The organism is Pseudomonas sp. MDT1-16 (assembly GCF_054898115.1).
The window spans coordinates 1,429,558-1,450,317 of the sequence record NZ_CM142717.1 but is presented as its reverse complement, the minus strand read 5'-3'; the positions used below and the strand labels follow the sequence as shown (position 1 = coordinate 1,450,317).

Genomic DNA, 20,760 nt, shown 5'->3' with positions numbered 1-20,760 from the left:
CTGACAGTAGCTCAAATCTTCATCCTTTCTTAGTATTCAGTGGCCTTATCCAACCACACATGTAATACAAGGAAGAACATCATGAGCTTTTTCAAAAGCAAAAATACAATCTCTGCCAACACTGCAGAACCCGTCATCACCGTTAGTGCTGAAACACTTGCCACGGTTTCTGGCCGAGTGAAGTTCGAGAGCCAAATTGTCGAGTACGCAGCCGATCCCGCGAGTAATCAGATTGCGCTGGTAACCCGCGCAAATACTCAGGACTATTCGCATCGAAGTAAAAAAGGCCTGGTGCTCGTATTCGATAAAAACATTAAATCCGGTACCTATTCTGTTACCGATACGGGCTTTCCTTTCGAAGATGCCTATTACTTTGAAACGGGGACCATCCCCGGCTTTACTACTTCTTTCGCATTCAAACCAAAAAGCGGAACTTTCACTGTAGAGGCCATTGAGGCTAGCCCCGAGAAATTGCATTACCAAATCGGCTTTGATTTCAAGGGTGTCGATGAGCGTAATCGTGAGCTGAAAATCGCCGGCAAATCCACTTACATCGTATTCCTGCAACCGCAGTAATCAGCGTTAAATCATGAATGGCCAAGCCGAACGAGTCGAGCTTGGTCATTCAGCTTTCCTCAAAGCGCTCTGCCACGTTTTATCAGACAACCCAAGCATCCCCGCGCCACTTTGGCTAAAATGCCGGCCTTTTCCATCGACACCGCCGGAAACCGCCGTGAGCAAAGAACCCGATCGCCTTTTCGCCCAGCCTTTGGCCCAGGTGCCTGACTTCGCCTTTAACGAGGATGTGGTGCGGGTATTCCCGGACATGATCAAGCGCTCGGTGCCGGGTTATCCGACCATCGTTGAAAACCTTGGCGTGCTTGCCGCGCAATTCGCCCAGCCCAACAGCGTGCTCTACGACCTCGGCTCTTCTCTCGGCGCCGTGACTCAGGCCCTGCGCCGTCACGTGCACACCGACGGCTGCCGGGTGATCGCTGTGGATAACTCTGCGGCGATGGTCGAGCGTTGCCGCGAATACCTCAACGGTCAGGACTCGATGTTCCAGGAGCTGCTGCCCGTGGAGGTAATCGAAGGCGACATCCTGGCCCTGCAATTCCAGCCAGCCTCGGTGGTCGCGCTGAACTTCACCCTGCAATTCATCGCCCCGGAGCAGCGCACCGCGTTGCTCTCGCGTATCCGCCAGTCGCTATTGCCCGGTGGCGCGCTGATCCTGTCGGAAAAGCTGCGCTTCAACGACCTCGAAGAACACGCGCTGCTCACCGACCTGCACGTCGCGTTCAAACGCGCCAACGGCTACAGCGAACTGGAAATTGCCCAGAAACGCAGCGCCATCGAAAACGTCATGAAGCCCGACAGCCTCGAAGAACACCGCGAGCGCCTGTTGGCCGCCGGGTTCTCGAAAGTCGTGCCGTGGTTCCAGTGTCTTAACTTTGCCTCGTTGATTGCCTTGCCATGATTGATCTGTCCCCCCTCGCCCGCCGTCTGGACGGCACGCCGCTGGCCGACTGGGCCAACACCCTGCAAGCACAACTCGACAAGAAAATGGAAAAGGGTCATGGCGACCTGGAGCGTTGGCAGAGTGCGCTGGACGCCTTGCCGAAGATTCAGCCCAGCGAAGTCGACCTGCTCAATGGTCTGACGCTGGACACCGATTGTGATGATGAAACCCGCGCGCAAATGCGTACCGCGCTGATGGGCCTGTCGCCGTGGCGCAAAGGGCCGTTCGATTTGTTTGGCGTGCATGTCGACACCGAATGGCGTTCGGACTGGAAATGGTCGCGGGTCGCACCGCATCTGGATCTGAAGGGCAAACGCATCCTCGATGTCGGCTGCGGCAATGGCTACTACATGTGGCGCATGCTCGGTGCCGGGGCCGACAGCGTGATTGGCGTTGACCCGAACTGGCTGTTCTTCTGTCAGTTCCAGGCGGTGCAGCGTTACCTGTCCGAACCCAATGCCTGGCACCTGCCGTTCCCGTTCGAAGACCTGCCGCCGAACATGGAAGGCTTCGACACGGTGTTTTCGATGGGTGTGTTTTACCACCGCCGCTCGCCGATCGAGCATTTGCTGGCGCTGAAGGATTGCCTGGTCAAAGGCGGTGAGCTGGTACTGGAGACGCTGGTGATTGAAGGCGATCAGCAGCAGGTGCTGGTACCGGAAGACCGTTATGCGCAGATGCGTAACGTGTGGTTCCTGCCGTCGGTACCGGCGCTGGAGCTGTGGCTGCGCCGGGCCGGGTTCACGGATGTTCGCTGTGTGGACGTGAGCGTGACCACGGTCGAGGAACAGCGCGGGACGGAATGGATGAAGTATCAGTCGCTGAGCGATTTCCTTGATCCGGAAGATCACAGCAAGACGGTTGAAGGATTGCCGGCGCCGATGCGTGCGGTGATCGTGGCCCGTAAGTAAAAGCTTCGCGGGCAAGCCTCGCTCCTACGGTTCACCGAAATCTGTAGGAGCGAGGCTTGCCCGCGCAAGCGATCTAACGGGTTGCCCGCCGGGCCTTGAAGAATTCGCTCAACACCGCCCCGCACTCCTTGGCCAACACCCCGCCTTCATAGAGCACCCGGTGATTCAAAAAGCTCTGGGTAAAAAACTGCCCCTGACTCTGCACAATCCCGGCCTTTGGCTCCAAGGCCCCATATACCACCCGCGCAATCCGCGAATGTACGATCAGCCCGGCGCACATGCTGCACGGTTCAAGCGTCACGTAGAGCGTGCTGCCGGGCAGACGATAGTTGCTGGTCGCCAACGCGGCAGCTCGGATAGCAACCATCTCGGCGTGAGCACTCGGGTCATTGCCGCTGATCGGGCAATTGAAGCCGCGGCCGATGATTTCAGCGTCCTGCACCAGCACCGCCCCCACCGGCACTTCGCCAAGCGCCGCGCCTTGGGCGGCCAGCGCCAACGCTTCGCGCATGAAGTCGCGATCACGGCTACGGTCGATGATTGCGGCGGGACGAATCTGACGCATCACGCCACCTCGATGGCGGCCATCAGGCCGGTTTCCATGTGATCGATCACGTGGCAGTGGAACATCCAGATCCCCGGGTTATCCGCCACCAGCGCCACTTGCGCACGCTCGTTCTTGCCCAACAGGTAAGTGTCAGTGAAGTACGGAATCACCTTGTGCCGGTTCGAGGCGATGACTTTGAAGCTCATGCCGTGCAGGTGAATCGGGTGCTGATACTGAGTCATGTTTTTCAATTCGAAAATGTAGCTTTTGCCCTTTTCGAGCTTGGCAATCGGGCGGTCGGCACAGGTCTTGTCGGTGATGTCCCAGGCCTTGCCGTTGATCTGCCACAAGCTTGGCGGCTTGCCGTTGTCGACGTTGACTGACACCGACCCCACCCATTCGAAATTGAAGTTGAGTTTCTCGGCTTTGGCCAGGTCCGGTTCTGCCACCGGGTTGGCGGGCAGCGCCGGCGGCCACTCGGTCGGCGCGTCGGTATTGGCCACTGAGCGGAATGTGCCCAGGCGTACCGGGCCATTGCGCAGGGACAATTCTTCACCGGCCGGCGGTGCCTTGATCGCCAGGCAGATGCGCATGCCGGGACCGAGCCAATATTCCTTGCCGAGCGGGCGCGGCTCGATAGGGTTGCCGTCCAGCGCATAGATCTGCGCTTCGACGCCGGGAATATTCAGACGGTAAGTCAATGTGTTGTCGAGATTGAGCAGGCGCACGCGGGTGATCTGCCCGGCGGGCAAGTCGATCACCGCTTGCGCGACGCCATTGATCGTCGACAGGCGCCCCGCCGTGCCGCCACGCGCGGCTTCGCGCGGAATGCTGAACGCGACAAACGCGCCTTCCTCATCCACGTGCCAGCTCTTGAGGCTCAAGGTTTTCTCATAGTTAAACCCGGTGGGGTCGCGCTCTTCGACGATCAGCGGGCCGACCAGCCCGCGACCGAGCTCCTCGCTGCTGTTGACATGCGGGTGATACCAATAGCTTCCAGCGTCGGGCACGCGAAACCTGTAGTCGAAATATTCGCCCGGCAATACCGGAAGCTGCGACACGTAAGGCACGCCGTCCATTTCCAGCGGCAAGCGGATGCCGTGCCAGTGAATGGTCGTCGCCACCGGCAGGTGATTGATGAAGCGTACCCGCAGCCATTCACCCTGACGCACGCGCAACTCAGTGCCCGGCGCCGAGGGGCCGAACGCCCAGGCCTCAGTCTTGTGCCCGGCCACCAGCTCAACGTCCAATGGTGCGGCGATCAGCTCATAGTCGTGGCCCGCATCGGCGTCGGCCATCTTGCCCAACCAGTACCGCGACGCGCCCCCCGCTCCGACACCAACGACAACAAGACCGGCCAGGCCACCGAGGATTTGGCGACGGGTAAAGGACATGAACTCAACTACCTCACGTATCAGCGACAGGCGTGGGGCCTGTAAAAGGCGAATACGATACACCTGCGGTTGAGAAACAGTAAGGGCAGCGCGGCGGATGGCCGCAGGAGGCGAGCATTCCCACGCAGAGTGGGAACGATCAGTGCGGGAGACCGGTGATCAGATGCACCACCCCGTCATCCAGCGTCATGACTCCCGGTACACCTGCCCTATTTAAAGCCTGCCGATCCACCCGCCCCACATCCCGCAACTCCACCCGAACCCGGGTCAGCGCCACGGGCTGCTGCGACTTGAGGTTATCCACTCCGCCCAGCGCGGCGACGATTTCCTGGGCCAGACCAAAAACAGGCTGAACAACCACCTTCGGCTCATCCGCTATCAGATCCGGGGTCAACGCTTTCCAGAACGCCCGCTGCATTTTCTCGAACATGCTCAGTTCTCCAGTACCCGTGAAGTATCGACCGTCGCCTCGTGATACAGCCGCAACGCCTCGCGCACTTGCTCGGCGCTTTCCAGGCCCAGCACTTGCTGAGCGATGGCCTGGCAGTCCAGCAGATCCACTTCGCGGACCGCCGCTTTGATCGCCGGAATCGACGGCACACTCACCGACAGTTCATCCACGCCAAGTCCCAGCAGCAACGGTACCGCCAACGTCTCGGAAGCCATGGCGCCGCACACACCGGCCCATTTGCCATGGGCGTGGGCAGCCTTCACGGTGCTGGCAATCAAACGCAGCACCGACGGATGAAAGCTGTCGGCCTGACTGGCCAGGCGCGGATGATCGCGGTCCATGGCCAGGGTGTATTGGGTCAGGTCGTTGGTGCCGATGGAGAAGAAATCCACCTCGGGCGCAAACAGATCCGCCATCAATGCCGCTGCCGGCACTTCGATCATGATCCCCAGTTTCGGCAGTTCAGTAAGGCCCAATGCCAGCGCCTCTTCCTCAAGCAGCTGCCGGGCCAGTCGCAACTCCGACAGCTGCGTGACCATGGGCAGCATGATGTGCAGACGGGCCAGCCTGGCGCAGCTCAGGATCGCTTTGAACTGATCGCGCAACAGCTGCGGGCGCTCCAGACACAAACGAATCCCGCGCATGCCCAGGAATGGATTGGTTTCGCTGGCCATCGGCACATAGGCCAGGGGTTTGTCGCCGCCGACATCCAGTGTGCGCACCACCAGATTACGCGCCGGCCCGAGCGTCCTGGCGATGGCGCTATAGGTTGATGTTTGCTCGTCATGGCTCGGCGCATGATTGCGACCCAGATAAAGAAACTCCGAACGCAACAATCCGACGCCCGCACCTCCCAGTGCCATGGCCTGCTCCGCTTCAGCCAGCGAGGCGATGTTGGCCGTCACTTCAAAATGATGACCATCGCGGGTACACGCCGCCTGCGCAGCGTGCGCCAGCTCATGTTGATGGCGCTTCTGTTGATGCTGACGATTGGTTTGCAGCTGCTCGATGGCCGCCAAATCCGGGTCCAGGTGCAGCTCGCCCTTGTCGGCGTCGAGCAACACTTGGGTGCCGTTGGCCAGCGCCAGCACCTGAACGGGCAGCCCGCAGATCGCCGGCAAACCGAACGCACGCGCGAGAATCGCGACGTGGCTGGTAGCGCCGCCACCGACCGTGGCGAAACCCAGCACCTTGCGGGTATCGAGCCCGGCGGTCTGTGACGGCGTCAGTTGTTCGGCGATCAGGATCGCCCCTTCAGGCAGCTCCATCGCCTGATCCTGTACCCCGAGGATCAACTTGAGCACGCGCTGGCCGACATCGGCCAGATCCGCCGCCCGCTCTGCCAGCAAGGCATTGCCCAGGCTTTTGAACAAGGTTGCCGTCGACTCGGTGGCCGCCCGCCAGGCGAAGCCGGCACTTTTGCCTTCGATGATCAGCGCCTCGGCCTGATCCAGCAGACTCGGGTCTTCAAGCAGTTCCTGGTGCGCCTTGAAAATCTCTGCCTGGGCATCCCCTGTGGCGTTGTCGCGCAACGGCTGCAAGGCCAGCACCGCTTCGGCCAAGGCCCGAGACAAATGCTCTCGCTCAACCTGCGGACCGACGCCGAACTCGCTCACTTCAAGCGTCTGCTCGGCGATCTGCATAACCTGGCCAAACGCCGAACCCGCCGAGGCACAGACTCCGCGCAAAACGCTCAGCGATGACGCTTCAATCGTCTCAACCTCTGCCATCACGGCGACCGTCTCGCCACACCCGGCGGTCAGCAATTCGGCCAGTGCCTTGATCGCCGCTTCAGCGTCCGGGCCGGCCGCGCTGACTTGCACAACGTCACCGTGGGCCGTCTGCAACGCCATGATTGCCACCAAGGATTTCGCGTTAGCACTCACCTGCTGTTTATGCAGGTAAATGCTCGCCGAAAAACCTTTCGCCGCCTGGGCAAACACCGCTGCCGGACGGGCGTGCAAGCCGTTCGGGTTGGCCAGTGTCACCGGTTTTGAAAACAGTGCTTCGCCCTCTTCCGGCACCGGCTCATCTGTTGCCTGCTCGACGGGACTCAAGCTCAGGAGCGGCTGACCACTTTCTACCAAACCTGTTTCCGGCGTCAGCCAAGTGAACGGCTCACCGCTGACCACCAGCATCAACGTCAGCAGGCTGCGGGCATTCAATGCAACAAAATCGGCATCGAACTCGATCAGGGCCTGTCCCGCTTCAACCCGCTGGCCTTCCTCCACCAACCGGGTGAAGCCCTGACCGGCCAGGTTCACGGTGTCGAGTCCGATGTGCATCAACACCTGAACGCCGTGGTCGTCGGTGATGCTGACCGCGTGCCCACTGGCCTGCACATTGCTGACAACTCCGGCCAGCGGTGCGCACAGGGTTTGCGTAGTCGGATCGATGCACAAACCATCGCCGATCACCCGGCTGGAGAACGCGGGGTCCGGCACCTGATTCAGCGGCATCAGCACGCCGGACAAAGGAGCCAGCAGTTGCAATTGTTGAGATGTGGCCATGACGTCACCTGCTGTTTTGTTCTTTGAAGTGCCGATGGAGCGCGAGGCTCCGACAGCATCGCTTATTTCCACCAGTACTCGACCTGCAATCCGACGTTCGCACCGTGTCGCGCCGTGCCAAAGGCACCGGTGTCGGACAACGCCGAACCCGCCGCCAGTTCATTGGCGGCCCGTTTGGCCGCCTCGTTCCAGCTCGCATAGGTGTAATACAGACGCACCTCGGGGCGTTCCCAGAACTCAGGGCCCTTGGGCGACCACGTCGGAGCGAAAGTGAATTTGCTCAGCTTGCGCGTCCCGCCTGGGGCCTCAACCTGATCGTGGCCCAGTTCGGTCACCAGTTTGAACTGCTCGGTGATCGCATAAGCCGGGCGAACACCCAGGGAAATCCAGTTCTGATCGGTACCGTCCGGTCGAATGTCTTTCTGGTAAACCGCCTCGACTTGCCCGCCAAATCGCGGCGTCACTTGCCAGTCGAAGAATTCCACCACCCGGTAACTTTTGTTGCTGTCGTCGAGCTTCACGTTACCGGTATAGCCCAACCCGGTGCCGGGACCTTCGCCGTACTGGAAGGCCAGTTTGTTCTTGCCGCCCAGAAAACCTTTCTGCACATGCTGAGTGGTGATCGCCCAGCCTCGATGAGCGTCGCGGCTGTCGGGCTTGTCGATGTAGCTCAGGCCGAACTCCAGCGCACCGCCGGGGTTGGTGTTGAAGCCGGCGACGTTGAAATCGTGACGGTTGATGTAGTCCTTCTGGTACAGGTTGTCCTTGCGCGAGAAGGCGTAGCTGTATTTCAGATCGCCGATCAGCACATCTTCGATACCGCCGCCGGTAGCGCTTTGGTTCCAGTAGTAGAAGTCGGAAATATGGATATCGTTCCGTTTGTAGTAACGCCGGCCGGCCCACAGTGAACCGCCGTTGAGGGCGGGCACGTTCGACCATTGCGCGTAAAGCTGCGGCAGGCGCACCGAGCCGTTGTCACCGTTGAAGGTCAGGTCCTTGTCGTACTGGTTGTACAACGAAGCCATGCCGTCGACGCTGAATACCGAACCGTCATCCAGCGTGTACAAGTCCTGTCGCAACTCCAGCTCCCCGTATTGCTCGCATTCGTTGCCCAACCGATATTTCGTCTGCGCGCCAGGCAATTGGAAGCATGACTGGGAGCTGCTGTTGACCGAGGTGCCGACGCCGCTACGCAAGTACCCCCCGAATTCCAGGGCTTGTGCCGTCAGTGGCAACGCCAGGCATATGCTCGCGGCTGCAAGGCTGCGATTTATTGTTGTTTTCAAGAGCTACCCCATTATTTTTATTGTGTGCAGCGGCAAAATCGGCGCGCAAAACTCCCCCGCGCAGCGTTCTGCGTGTTTTTTTAAGTCGGTGTTTTTTTGCGGTCGGTCAGTCGGTCATATGCAGCACGAATGACTCAAAAGGCCGTAAGAGGACCTGCCAGTTTCGCGCCGGACAGTCCGGGTAATTGCTGATGACCAGACGTTGGGCCATCGCTTCGCTGATCACTTCATCCGGCAACACGAATTCGCATGGCGTGCCGTAGAAGTTGTTCAGCACCAGCAACCGTTCGCCACTGCCCTCACGCACATACGCCCAGATTTGTGTGTGCTCAGGCAATAATTGCCGATACACGCCGTCGGACATCAGCGCCTCAGTGCGACGCAGCGCGATCAACTGACGGTAGTGATGCAACACGGAATCCGGGTCGTCGAGTTGGGTGGCGACGTTGATCTGCGCGGCGTTGGCTGGCACCCCGATCCACGGCTCGACAGCGCTGAAACCGGCGTTCGGCTCGGCGTTCCAGTGCATGGGCGTGCGACCGTTGTCCCGGGACTTCTGCATGATCGCCGCCATGTTGTCGACGTCACTCGCACCGGCCTCGCGCTTGAGCCGAAAGATGTTCAGGGTTTCGACATCGCGGTACTGATCAATGTGATCGAACCCCGGATTGGTCATGCCCAGTTCTTCACCTTGATATACGAACGGCGTGCCCTGCAGAAAATGCAGCGCCGTGCCGAGCATCTTCGCCGACACCACCCGATGCTCGCCGTCATGACCAAACCGCGAGACCACCCGTGGCTGATCGTGGTTACACCAGAACAGCGCGTTCCAGCCACCGCCGGCCTGCATGCCGGTTTGCCAATCGGAGAGGATGCGCTTGAGTTCGAGGAAATCGAAATCGGCACGAATCCACTTCTGCAGGTTCGGGTAATCGACCTTTAGATGATGGAAGTTGAAGGTCATCGAGAGCTCTTTCGACTCCGGCCGCGAGTAGCGAATGCAGTGTTCCAAGTTGGTTGACGACATCTCGCCGACGTTGATCAGGTCATGACCCTCGAACACTTCACGGTGCATCTGCTGCAAATACTCGTGGACGTTCGGGCCGTCGGTGTAGAAACGTCGACCGTCGGTGTTGTCCTCGGGGAAGTCCGCCGGTTTGGAGATCAGGTTGATGACGTCCAGACGGAACCCGCCTACGCCCTTGTCGCGCCAGAAGCGCATCATCTTGAACACTTCGGCGCGCACCTTGGGGTTGTCCCAGTTCAGGTCGGCCTGTGTGTGATCGAACAGGTGCAGGAAGTACTGACCGGTCTGCGCCTCGTATTCCCAGGCCGAACCGCCGAACTTGGATTCCCAGTTGTTCGGCTGATCGCGCCAGATGTAGAAATCGCGGTAAGGATTGTCGAGGCTGCTGCGGGCCTGCTGGAACCAGGTGTGCTCAATGGACGTGTGGTTGACCACGATATCGAGCATCAGCTTGATCCCGCGCTTGCCGGCCTCGGCGATCAGCAATTCGCAATCGGCCATGGTCCCGTAACTCGGGTCGATGGCGTAGTAATCGCTGATGTCGTAACCGTTGTCGCGCTGGGGCGAACGCAGGAACGGCGTGATCCACAGGCAATCGACACCCAACCAATGCAGGTAATCGAGCTTGGCCACAACGCCAAGCAAATCACCCGTGGGGTTGCCGGCGTGGCTGTGAAAACTCTTCGGGTAGATCTGGTAGATCACCGAACGTTGCCAGTCTTGCATCGCGGACTCCTTCAACAAATTGATGTGGCGCCCCTCAGGCGACCCGATACCCAGGCCTAACAATCTTCATGCTCAACCCGCAGGTCAGAACAAACGGCACGACCATGGCAATGACCATCCCGATCACGAACATCGGAATGAACTGCGGAATGATCGAGATGAAACCGGGCAAGCCGCCGACGCCGATGGCCGAGGCCTGGACCTTGTTCAGCGACAGGAAGATGCAGCCCAGGGCCGAGCCGATCAGGGCCGCGTAGAACGGGAATTTGTAGCGCAGGTTGACCCCGAACATGGCCGGCTCGGTGATGCCGAAGTACGCAGAAATCGCCGAGGTCGAGGCCATGCTTTTATCCCGCACGTTACGGGTCATGTAGAACACCGCCAGTGCCGCGCTGCCTTGGGCGAGGTTGGACATGACAATCATCGGCCAGATGAAGGTGCCGCCCTGGGTGGAGATCAGTTGCAAGTCGACCGCAAGAAACATGTGGTGCATGCCGGTGATCACCAACGGTGCATAGAGCAAACCGAAGATCGCGCCGCCGACCATCGGTGCCAGGTCGAACAGCATGACCACGCCTTCGGTGATGAGAATCCCCAGATGCCGGGTCACCGGGCCAATCACCGCCAGCGCCAACACGCCGGTGACGACGATGGTGGTGATCGGCACCACCAGCAATTGCACCGCGTTCGGCACCCGTGCCCGCAGCCATTTTTCGATGACGCTCATCACGTAGGCCGCCATCAGGATCGGCAGGATCTGCCCTTGGTAACCCACCTTCTCGATCTGGAACAACCCGAGGATGTCGAAGTACGGCAGGCTCTGGCCGTCGAGACCCGCAACTGCCTTGCCGTAGTTCCAGGCGTTGAGCAGATCGGGGTGAACGAGCATTAAGCCGAGCACGATGCCGAGGATTTCGCTGCCGCCAAACCGTTTGGCTGCCGACCAACCCACCAACGCAGGGAGGAACACAAACGAGGTGTTGGCCATGAGGTTGATCAGGCTCCAGAGCCCGTCAAGCTTAGGGTAGGCGTCCAACAGGGTCTTGCCCTCGATGAACATGCCTCTGGCGCCGATCAGGTTGTTGATGCCCATCAGCAGGCCGGCAATGATCAGCGCCGGGAGGATGGGCATGAAGACGTCGGAAAACACCCGCACCAGACGCTGCATGGCGTTGATCTTGTCGGCGCTTTTTTGTTTAACGTCGGCGATGGTTGAAGCCGCGAGACCGGTTTGACGGCGCAGTTCTGCGTAGACCTTTTCGACTTCACCAGGGCCTATAACGACTTGGAACAGGCCGCCGGTGAAGAACGAGCCTTTGACCAGATCGATCTGGTTCAGCGTGGCGCTGTTGACCAGGCTCGGGTCCTTGAGGGCCAGGCGCAGCCGTGTGACGCAGTGCGCGGCCTGCTCGAGGTTGTCGCTGCCACCGAGGCTTTGCAGCAGCTCGCTGGCGATGTTCGGATAGTCGTGGCTCATGCTTGATCTTCCGCTGTAGTTTTTTGTTATTGGCAGCACGCCGAAACGAAAAGTACTCGTCTGTACGAGTTAAAGCAACAACTCGTACAGACGAGTTTGATTTGTTTATTCTGAACCCGACCGGCGGCGACATTTCCTACCTTTGAAGTCGATGAAACCCAAAGCCGCATGGACAAACCCCTACCCTGCCCTTAAGGTTCGAAACCTTGAGCACATCGCGGCACAGAGCCATCCCAATGAGTAAATACAACCAGATCTACAGCGATCTGCTTGCCAGCATCACGACCGAACGTCTGGAACGCGGCGCACGATTGCCCTCCGAAACCGAATTGATGGACAGCTACCAGGCCAGTCGCGGCACCGTGCGCAAAGCCATCGAGCAACTTCAGGAGCGCGGTTTCGCCCAGAAAGTCCACGGTAAAGGCACCTTCGTGCTGTCGACCAACCCGATCGAATTCCAGCTGGGCGGCATCGTCAGCTTCCAGGAGACTTACCCGCGGCTGGGCAACGACGTCAGCACCAAGGTGGTCGAATTCACCCAGATCCCCCTCGAAGGCCCGCTGCTCGAACACATCAAGGCTGAAAAAGGCAGCCTGATCACGCGGATCAAGCGCGTGCGGCGGATCGATGGCAAACGGGTGATCCTCGACATCAACCATTTCGTCAGCGACGTGATTCCCGGCCTGTCCCGCGACATCGCCGAACAATCGATCTACGCCTTCATCGAGCAGACCCTGCAACTGCAAATCGCCTACGCCCAGCGCACCATCGAAGCCGTGCCCCGCAGCAAAGACGACCAGCAACACCTGGACCTCGACGGTCAAAGCCATGTGATCGTGGTCAGCAATCAGACTTTCCTGCAGGACGGCCGCCAGTTTGAATACACCGAATCGCGGCATACCCTGGACAAGTTCTACTTTTCGGACGTGGCCCGGCGGTGACACTACACGGTACTGAATCGCACATGGGCATAACTATGTAGTGCACATTCCTTGAGTGAACGGCTCATCCTCGACGCCCATTTCTCAAGGATAGAGAGCATGAACCCGACCCAAATCCGTCCACGGCCCAATGCCGCCGACAAGGCAGCGCTCAAGGCGATTGCCACCACCGTGATCCAGACGTGCCCCAGCCTGCAAGACACGGCCCACGAAGTTGCCAGCGACCTGCTGAAAAAATACGGCATCGTCGGCCTCGATCCGGATCGGGTGTACTTCCATCGCTTCACGGCGGCCCAAAGCAGCTCGAAAGCCTTCACCGGCTGGGAGCATGTCGATGACACGCCGACCTCCTCCATGACCCTGACACAGTTGGTGATCCACCGCTTCCGCGCCACCGACCAGGACAACGCTGACTTGCTCGACCTGTACGGGGGCTTCTATAGCGTCGGCCCGGCAGCCGGCTCTTTCGATGAAACCAACGAAGTGCGCCTGCATGGCAACGAGGTGCTGAAAGACTTCTGGAGCGTCGATATCAGTTCGCTCTACCGCCAGCAACTGAGCGAATTCTGGAATAACAGTTCCAACGACTTCCGCACGTTGGCCAAATGCAACTTCCTGATTAACGCCGTGCAGGCACGGGACAAACGCCAGCTGAGCGACGAAGATTTCAATCTCGCGGTAAACGCCGTCATGGGCCCGATCACTTGGCCGATCAGCCTGCAACAGTTGCAATCGGAACACCCCGATACGCAATTGCGCGTCCGCTCCCTGGACATCGATGGCTACGTCGCTACCAATATTCTGCGGATCGTCGCCCCCAAAGGTCGACAGATCGTTTACCTGCCCGGCGAAACCAATGCCTTCCAGGTGCTGGAAACCATCACAGACATGCACGTCTGGATGTTTCAAAGGATGAACGCGGAGGAGGCACGTCAGACTTTCATGACCCACTTCTCCCTCTCCGACCGACAGACCATCGCCGAAAACCTCACCGATATCATGAATCGGTTGGTCAGAACGTGGGGCAAGTACGACCATCACATGATCAACCAGAAAAACCAGATCGTTCAGGGTGATGCATTCAGTTGGTTGCGCGACACCACCAAAAAGGCAATGTTCGCCGAGGCCGAGCTATCGTTGACCTCTAATGGCGATCTGCGCAAAAAACTCTGGATCGGTTTCCTCAGCGCCGGCATCAAAGCATTCGGTCCGATGGCTGTCCTTGGTTGGCCCATCGCACTGCCCTTGGTCGGCGCCAGCGTCGCCAGCATGGGCTTGAACATCGACCAGGCGGTCAATGCAAAAACTGCCGAAGAGCGCAAGGCCGGCATCCTGGGCGCCGTGCTCAGTGGCATTGATTTGCTGTTCAACCTGCTCGTCCTGAAAGGCCCCGGTACGCTGGCAGAAGTCGGCCCCGAGGTCGACGCTGCCGAAGCGGCGGAAATGGCGGATCTGATTGAGTCCACGCAACCGGCCAAAGTGACTGGCCCGGCGACCGACCTCGAGGTTGCGGAACCACGCACTACGCCGTCAAGCACGAAGGTGCCCAAGGTCTGGGTAATCGATGAGCCACTCAGCGAAGATGCTCTGGAGCATGAACCGGGTAAATTTCAAGGCACTTACCGGCTCGCGTCCAATCCTTCAAGGGCAATCAAACTCAACGACACAGCCTATAACGTGCGCTTTGAAAACGATCCCAACGGGCGTGGTCATTGGGCAATCATCGATCCGGCCAACCCTGATGCCTTCACAGGGTCAATTCCCGTACGGTTGAGCGAAGGAAAATGGGAGATCGTTCCCAGGTTGGGTCTGAGGGGTGGCATGGAAGTACCGCCTGTTTCTGCCGGTGGTGCGACAACTGAAACTGTCGTCGAGGAATGGGCGCGATTGCCCGGCGTTCATGTCCCCGGGCTGGAAGCCTCTGAAATGAGGGAATTGGCACTCGGAGGGGCAGACTTGCGAGGTGGCGAAACAGACGCGTTGCGCGAGTTCGAATGGGCTCACCGGGAACCTCGCACAATCCTGGTTCGCGACGCCAGGGCTTGGTACGAACTTCATCCACCGGCTCCCCGAATGCCGGTATCGGCCGCCCAGTTGATCGAAACACCGGCCGAGCTGCTTGATTCGGCATTCGCGAATACGCCGGGGCTGATCATCGGCGAAAGTTACGGGAGTATCGGCAGCAAACAATTCCTGATCGAAAACATGCCCGCCCTCGCGCAACGCGGAGTGAAGACATTGTATTTGCAGAAATTACTGGCAAACCTTAATCAGCTTGATCTGGACGCCTTCGCACGAACCGGCGAAATGCCTGAAGAGCTGGAAAATTACCTGAAGAAACTCGACATCAAAGCGGGCAATGATCCCGATGGCACATTCAATCTGCTGGCGCTGGTAAAAGCCGCCAATGCCCAGCGTATCCGGGTTCAAGCCATCGATATGTCGATGACTTACAACATCGGTAGAGACCCTTTTTCCCGGCCGCCTGGTGACCAGATGGCGCGTAGTTTTTTCGCCAGCGAAGTCATCCACGCCAATGAAAATTTCAAGGGGCCGGCGAAATGGGTAGCCTTGGTCAACCAGGAAAACATGACGACCTTCCGAGGCTATCGGGGCATCAGCGAACAGACTGACGCGCTGAGCATTCGTATCGACGACGTGACGCCGGGTCAGGCACAACCCATCAGCGTCGACCCGGGACTCGCGGTGGAGTATGCGGATTATCCGGACTCTCCTGTCGATGAGGCGGTAGGACTGACTGATCCCGACGGCATCCAGGCGCTGATCAAAGGCGACTGGCGTGTGCAGATGCAAACACCTTGGGTCTACCGATCCCCGCAAGCATTAAAATCGTTATTGTCGGAACCTGGGATGTTTACCTTTCAGCGTTACAGAAGCAGCGTTTTGGTGTTTTATCGTGACGCCAATTTTCGGATGGCCGACAGCGTCATCCGCTCGACACCCGGTGGCAGGCTCAATCTTGATACCCCTTTGGCGCCCGCCTACAAGTCCATGACTGTGGATAACCTCAGTGCACTCAAACAGCGATTGATCGCCAGGGGCATGAGGCCAATGGGCTGGTCTGAATTGGCTGACGAACTCGCCCCCACCCTGCCGCAGACTCCACAAGGCCCAGCGGTGCCGGACAACTGGCAAGCCAACGAACTGCTCGAAGGACTCACGCCCGTCAGCGAGACCGGAAACTACCAAGGCATCTACCGACTCGATTCCGACCCATCCACCGCCATCATGATGAATGACACCGCGTACTACGTGCGCTTCGAGGGTGATATCGGGGGCGACGGACACTGGGTCATTATCAATCCCGAGTTTCCCAACCGGTTCCCGGGAACGATCCCCGTACGCCTGAACGCACAGGGTGAATGGGAAACCATGCCACGCAGCGGCCTCAAGGGCGGCGGAAAGACGCCTGAGCTGACAGTGCCGCCATTGGCAAGTCTGCCCGCCTCGCCCTATGAGGTTCCACCGACGCAGAGAGCTGCCCTGAAGGCGGGCGCCGACGGACATGAAACCTATGCGCTGCGAGATGAGTACGACAGCCTCATGGAAAATGATCCCTTCCGGGATTTCAAAGCCAGCAGAAAACGCCTTTATCGTGATGCAGTGCGGTTTTACGACAATCCCGAACTGCCCCCGCGACCGCCCATTCCGCAACTCGCCCCCGATGCCTCGGCACAAGAAATCATCGAGGCCACGCTGGAACATGCGCGGGGACTGGTCATTGGCGAAAGCCATAGCGATATCGGCAGCAAGCAACTCCTGATCAACAACATGGAACTGCTGGCCCGAAACAAGGTGAAGACGCTTTACATGGAACATTTGCTGACCGACTTTCACCAAGCGGATCTGGATACCTTTGCCGAAACCCAAGTGTTACCCCCAGAGCTTGAGAAATACCTGAAAAATCTCGACATCGGCCACATGAGCGATCCCCTTCGCCGCTACACGTTTCTCGCACTGGTCAAACAGGCGGGCAAGTACGGCATCCGGGTTCAGGCACTCGACTCCATGGCGAGTTACCGGATCGACGGCCTGGTGGTGCGCGACACGCAAGGTCAGACCATTGCCGACGGGGTGCGCCAGAAAATGATGAACTACTTCGCCAGAACCATCATCCGGTCCGATCAGGCGGTGCGAGGTGCTCACAAGTGGGTGGCGCTGGTGGGCAACACCCACTCCAACAGCTACAAGGGGATTGCCGGTATCAGCGAACTCGAGGAAGCCATCGGGCTGCGCACTGAGGATGTTGCTGAAGGCAGCGCAACCGGTATCGATATCGATCCGGGGGCAAGCATGCTTATCGAAAACACTCCGGGCAGTGCAAGTGCCTCGGTAAAGGGCGACTTGCGGCTGCGAGTGGCAGTCCCCTGGATGTCACAAACGATGCCCGAAATCGAGCAATTGCTGTCACGTGCGGGAATGTACACCCTGAAGCGGGATCCGCTCTCGACCTATGTAGTGCACCGCAGTCGCACGAATGAACTGGTATTCACCCGCATCAATGCTGATGGAGACCAGTTCTATATCGAACGTGCTCAGTGGGTTTCAGTGAGTGGCAAGCGCTATGGCAGCATCAAAGAACTGTTACGGGCACTCGACACTACGGGCATGAGGCTGGCGGGTTGGTCAAAGCCGCTGTAATCGGCAAAAAAAAACCGTGTGAAATCGAATTCACACGGTTCTTTTCTAGCTCAAGCCATCACGGCCTGCATGGGTTCATTCCCACTCAATGGTCGCTGGCGGCTTGCTCGACACGTCGTACGTGACGCGGGAGATGCCTTCGATTTCATTGATGATGCGGCCGCTGACGGTTTCCAGCAGTTCGTAAGGCAGGTGAGCCCAACGCGCGGTCATGAAGTCGATGGTTTCCACCGCACGCAGGGCAACCACCCAGGCGTAACGACGGCCATCGCCTACCACCCCAACCGATTTCACCGGCTGGAACACCACGAACGCCTGGCTGACTTTGTGATACCAGTCGGCCTTGCGCAGTTCTTCGATGAAGATGTGGTCGGCGCGACGCAGCAGGTCGGCGTACTCCTTCTTCACTTCACCGAGGATCCGCACGCCCAGGCCCGGGCCCGGGAACGGGTGGCGGTAGACCATGTCGTACGGCAGACCCAGTTCCAGGCCCAGACGACGGACTTCGTCCTTGAACAGCTCGCGCAGGGGTTCAACCAGCTTGAGGTTCATTTCTTCCGGCAGGCCACCCACGTTGTGGTGCGACTTGATCACGTGGGCCTTGCCGCTTTTGGCGCCAGCCGACTCGATCACATCGGGGTAGATGGTGCCTTGGGCCAGGTACTTGATGTTGTCCAGCTTGCAGGATTCGGCGTCAAACACGTCGATGAACGTACGGCCGATGATCTTGCGCTTCTTCTCGGGGTCCGACTCGCCTGCCAGGTTATCGAGGAACTGGTCGGCAGCATTGGCGCGGATCACTTTGACGCCCATGTTCTCAGCGAACATGGCCATCACTTGCTCGCCTTCGTGCAGACGCAGCAGGCCGTTGTCGACGAAGACGCAGGTCAGTTGGTCGCCAATGGCTTTGTGCAGGAGCGCGGCAACTACCGATGAATCAACGCCGCCGGACAGGCCGAGCAATACGTTGTCGGTACCGACCTGGGCGCGAATGTTGGCGATGGCGTCTTCAGCGATTTTCGAAGGCGTCCACAGGGCTTCGCAGCCGCAGATGTCGAGGATGAAGCGCGACAGGATGCGACCGCCCTGCTTGGTGTGAGTCACTTCCGGGTGGAACTGCACGCCGTAGTAGCCGCGAGCGTCGTCGAACATACCGGCAATCGGGCAGCTCGGGGTGCTGGCCAGGATGTGGAATTCCTGCGGCATCTTGGTGACTTTGTCACCGTGGCTCATCCACACGTCGAGGCCGAACAGGCCGTCAGCGTCGATGTGGTCTTCGATGCCGTCAAGCAGGCGGCTCTTGCCGACCACGTCGACACGGGCGTAACCGAACTCACGCAGCTCGGAACCTTCCACCTTGCCGCCCAGTTGCTCGGCCATGGTCTGCATGCCATAGCAGATACCGAAGACCGGTACGCCCAGGTCAAACACGGCTTGCGGTGCGCGCGGACTATCAGCAACGTGCACCGACTCGGGGCCGCCGGCGAGGATGATCCCTTTCGGCGCGAATTCGCGAATCGCTTCGTCGTCCATGTCGAACGGATGCAGTTCGCAGTACACGCCGATTTCACGCACGCGGCGGGCAATCAGCTGGGTGTACTGGGAACCGAAGTCGAGGATCAGGATGCGGTGAGCGTGAATGTCGAGGGCCATGATTCAGTCTCGTCTAAGTAATTCAGAAACAGTCGTGATTCAGAAACAACTCGGGGCTGAATAAAAACAGCCCCGGTTACTTAACTTATTGCTGGAAGCCTCAACCTACGCGGTAGTTTGGCGCTTCTTTGGTGATTTGTACGTCGTGAACGTGGGACTCGGCCATGCCGGCACCGGTGATCCGCACGAACTCTGGCTTGGTGCGCATTTCTTCGATGTCGGCGCTGCCGGTGTAACCCATCGAGGAACGCAGGCCGCCCATCAGTTGATGGATGATGGCGCTCAAGGTGCCCTTGTAAGGAACACGCCCTTCAATACCTTCCGGAACCAGTTTCTCGGCGCCTGCCGAGGAGTCCTGGAAGTAACGGTCGGAAGAGCCTTGAGCCTGGGACATGGCGCCCAGCGAACCCATGCCGCGGTAAGCCTTGTACGAACGACCCTGGAACAATTCGATCTCGCCTGGCGCTTCTTCAGTACCGGCGAACATCGAGCCCATCATCACGCAGGAAGCACCGGCAACGATGGCCTTGGACAGGTCACCGGAGAAACGGATGCCGCCGTCGGCGATCAACGGAACGCCAGTGCCTTCAAGGGCTGCGGCGACGTTGGCGATGGCACTGATTTGCGGGACACCGACACCGGCAACGATACGGGTGGTGCAGATCGAGCCTGGGCCGATACCGACCTTGACCGCATCGGCGCCTGCTTCAGCCAGAGCCTTGGCGGCAGCGCCGGTGGCGATGTTGCCGCCGATGACCTGCACTTCCGGGAAGTTCTGCTTGACCCAGCGAACGCGGTCGATCACACCTTTGGAGTGACCGTGAGCGGTGTCGACCACCACCACGTCAACGCCGGCATTGACCAGGGCAGCGACGCGATCACCGGTGTCTTTACCGGTACCGACTGCAGCGCCAACACGCAGACGACCTTGATCGTCTTTGCTGGCCAGTGGGTAAGCCTTGGCTTTTTCGATGTCGTTGACGGTCATCATGCCTTTGAGGGCAAATTTGTCGTCGACGATCAGCACGCGTTCAATGCGGTTTTTGTGCAACAACTCGCGGACGTCGTTCTTGTCGGCGCCTTCCTTGACCGTGACCAGACGCTCTTTAGGCGTCATCACTTCACGGACAGTGGCGTCCAGACGGTTTTCGAAACGTACGTCGCGGGAGGTGACGATGCCGACCAGGTCGCCATCGTGCAGTACCGGAACGCCGGAGATGTTGTGCAGGCGGGTCAGTTCGAACAGTTCACGAACCGTGGCATCAGCCTCGATGGTGATCGGGTCCTTGACCACGCCGGCCTCATAACGCTTGACCTTGCGCACTTCGGCAGCTTGCTGCTCGATGGTCATGTTCTTGTGGATGATGCCGATGCCACCTTCCTGAGCCATGGCGATTGCCAGACGGGCTTCAGTGACGGTGTCCATGGCGGCAGAAACCAGAGGAATATTCAGCTCGATGCCACGGGTTAGGCGGGTCTTGAGACTGACTTCGTTAGGAAGCACCTCGGAATAACCGGGCACTAGGAGAATGTCGTCGAATGTCAGAGCTTCTTGGCTGATACGCAGCATCGCGGGGGCTCCCGAGCGGGAAAATGGAAGCGCGCCATTATAGTCAGACACCCCCTCGGGTTCAATGTAAAACTCTGTCTAATATC

Annotated in this window: 14 protein-coding genes; 5 read left to right on the top strand and 9 right to left on the bottom strand. The window is 59.0% G+C overall.

The genetic code is table 11. From position 1 onward, the window contains the following. The first annotated feature begins 81 nt into the window (after window positions 1–81). The 3 genes from ACYZT3_RS06480 (at window position 82) to cmoB (ending at window position 2,430) form a co-directional block, all read left to right on the top strand. Entirely contained in the window at window positions 82–576 is a 495-nt protein-coding gene (locus tag ACYZT3_RS06480) for a hypothetical protein (RefSeq protein WP_462031738.1), read from the top strand. A gap of 157 nt (window positions 577–733) precedes the next feature. Then, on the top strand, window positions 734–1,477 hold the full coding sequence (gene cmoA, locus ACYZT3_RS06475) for a carboxy-S-adenosyl-L-methionine synthase CmoA (RefSeq protein ID WP_462031737.1): 744 nt from the start codon (window positions 734–736) through the stop codon (window positions 1,475–1,477). Beyond that, window positions 1,474–2,430: a tRNA 5-methoxyuridine(34)/uridine 5-oxyacetic acid(34) synthase CmoB gene (gene cmoB / locus ACYZT3_RS06470; RefSeq protein WP_462031736.1), complete on the top strand. Its 957-nt coding sequence runs from the start codon at window positions 1,474–1,476 to the stop codon at window positions 2,428–2,430. Before cmoA ends, cmoB begins: the two co-directional genes overlap by 4 nt. A gap of 73 nt (window positions 2,431–2,503) precedes the next feature. Here the strand turns inward: cmoB and tadA are convergent, their stop codons facing one another. The 7 genes from tadA to treP all read right to left on the bottom strand — a co-directional run bounded on the left by tadA (window position 2,504) and on the right by treP (window position 11,848). Further along, window positions 2,504–2,995: a tRNA adenosine(34) deaminase TadA gene (gene tadA / locus ACYZT3_RS06465; RefSeq protein ID WP_462031735.1), complete on the bottom strand. Its 492-nt coding sequence runs from the start codon at window positions 2,993–2,995 to the stop codon at window positions 2,504–2,506. Continuing rightward, window positions 2,995–4,371 carry a multicopper oxidase family protein gene (locus tag ACYZT3_RS06460; protein WP_462031734.1) on the bottom strand — a complete coding sequence of 459 codons (1,377 nt, stop codon included), beginning with the start codon at window positions 4,369–4,371 and terminating at the stop codon, window positions 2,995–2,997. The genes tadA and ACYZT3_RS06460 overlap by 1 nt, the downstream gene beginning before the upstream one ends. Before the next feature lie 139 nt (window positions 4,372–4,510). After that, entirely contained in the window at window positions 4,511–4,801 is a 291-nt protein-coding gene (locus ACYZT3_RS06455; protein ID WP_449644221.1) for a PTS transporter subunit EIIB, read from the bottom strand. A 2-nt stretch (window positions 4,802–4,803) separates the two neighbouring features. Further along, a complete protein-coding gene (gene ptsP / locus ACYZT3_RS06450; protein WP_462031733.1) occupies window positions 4,804–7,332 on the bottom strand; it encodes a phosphoenolpyruvate--protein phosphotransferase in 2,529 nt (842 codons plus the stop codon). Between the two features lie 62 nt (window positions 7,333–7,394). Beyond that, window positions 7,395–8,618 (bottom strand): maltoporin, encoded by a 1,224-nt coding sequence (locus tag ACYZT3_RS06445; RefSeq protein ID WP_282375279.1) that lies wholly within the window; start codon window positions 8,616–8,618, stop codon window positions 7,395–7,397. A 106-nt stretch (window positions 8,619–8,724) separates the two neighbouring features. After that, window positions 8,725–10,371 (bottom strand): alpha,alpha-phosphotrehalase, encoded by a 1,647-nt coding sequence (gene treC / locus ACYZT3_RS06440; protein WP_282375278.1) that lies wholly within the window; start codon window positions 10,369–10,371, stop codon window positions 8,725–8,727. Between the two features lie 34 nt (window positions 10,372–10,405). Further along, window positions 10,406–11,848 (bottom strand): PTS system trehalose-specific EIIBC component, encoded by a 1,443-nt coding sequence (treP, locus tag ACYZT3_RS06435; protein ID WP_462031732.1) that lies wholly within the window; start codon window positions 11,846–11,848, stop codon window positions 10,406–10,408. 236 nt (window positions 11,849–12,084) lie between these two features. Between treP and treR the strand changes: the two genes are divergently transcribed. Both treR and ACYZT3_RS06425 read left to right on the top strand, forming a co-directional pair. Continuing rightward, on the top strand, window positions 12,085–12,789 hold the full coding sequence (gene treR / locus ACYZT3_RS06430) for a trehalose operon repressor (protein ID WP_462031731.1): 705 nt from the start codon (window positions 12,085–12,087) through the stop codon (window positions 12,787–12,789). Between the two features lie 99 nt (window positions 12,790–12,888). Beyond that, window positions 12,889–17,451 carry a membrane-targeted effector domain-containing toxin gene (locus ACYZT3_RS06425; RefSeq protein ID WP_462031730.1) on the top strand — a complete coding sequence of 1,521 codons (4,563 nt, stop codon included), beginning with the start codon at window positions 12,889–12,891 and terminating at the stop codon, window positions 17,449–17,451. A 75-nt stretch (window positions 17,452–17,526) separates the two neighbouring features. Here the strand turns inward: ACYZT3_RS06425 and guaA are convergent, their stop codons facing one another. Continuing rightward, entirely contained in the window at window positions 17,527–19,104 is a 1,578-nt protein-coding gene (guaA, locus tag ACYZT3_RS06420; protein ID WP_201114635.1) for a glutamine-hydrolyzing GMP synthase, read from the bottom strand. Between the two features lie 100 nt (window positions 19,105–19,204). Next, a complete protein-coding gene (gene guaB / locus ACYZT3_RS06415) occupies window positions 19,205–20,674 on the bottom strand; it encodes an IMP dehydrogenase (protein ID WP_282375274.1) in 1,470 nt (489 codons plus the stop codon). Window positions 20,675–20,760 lie beyond the last annotated feature (86 nt).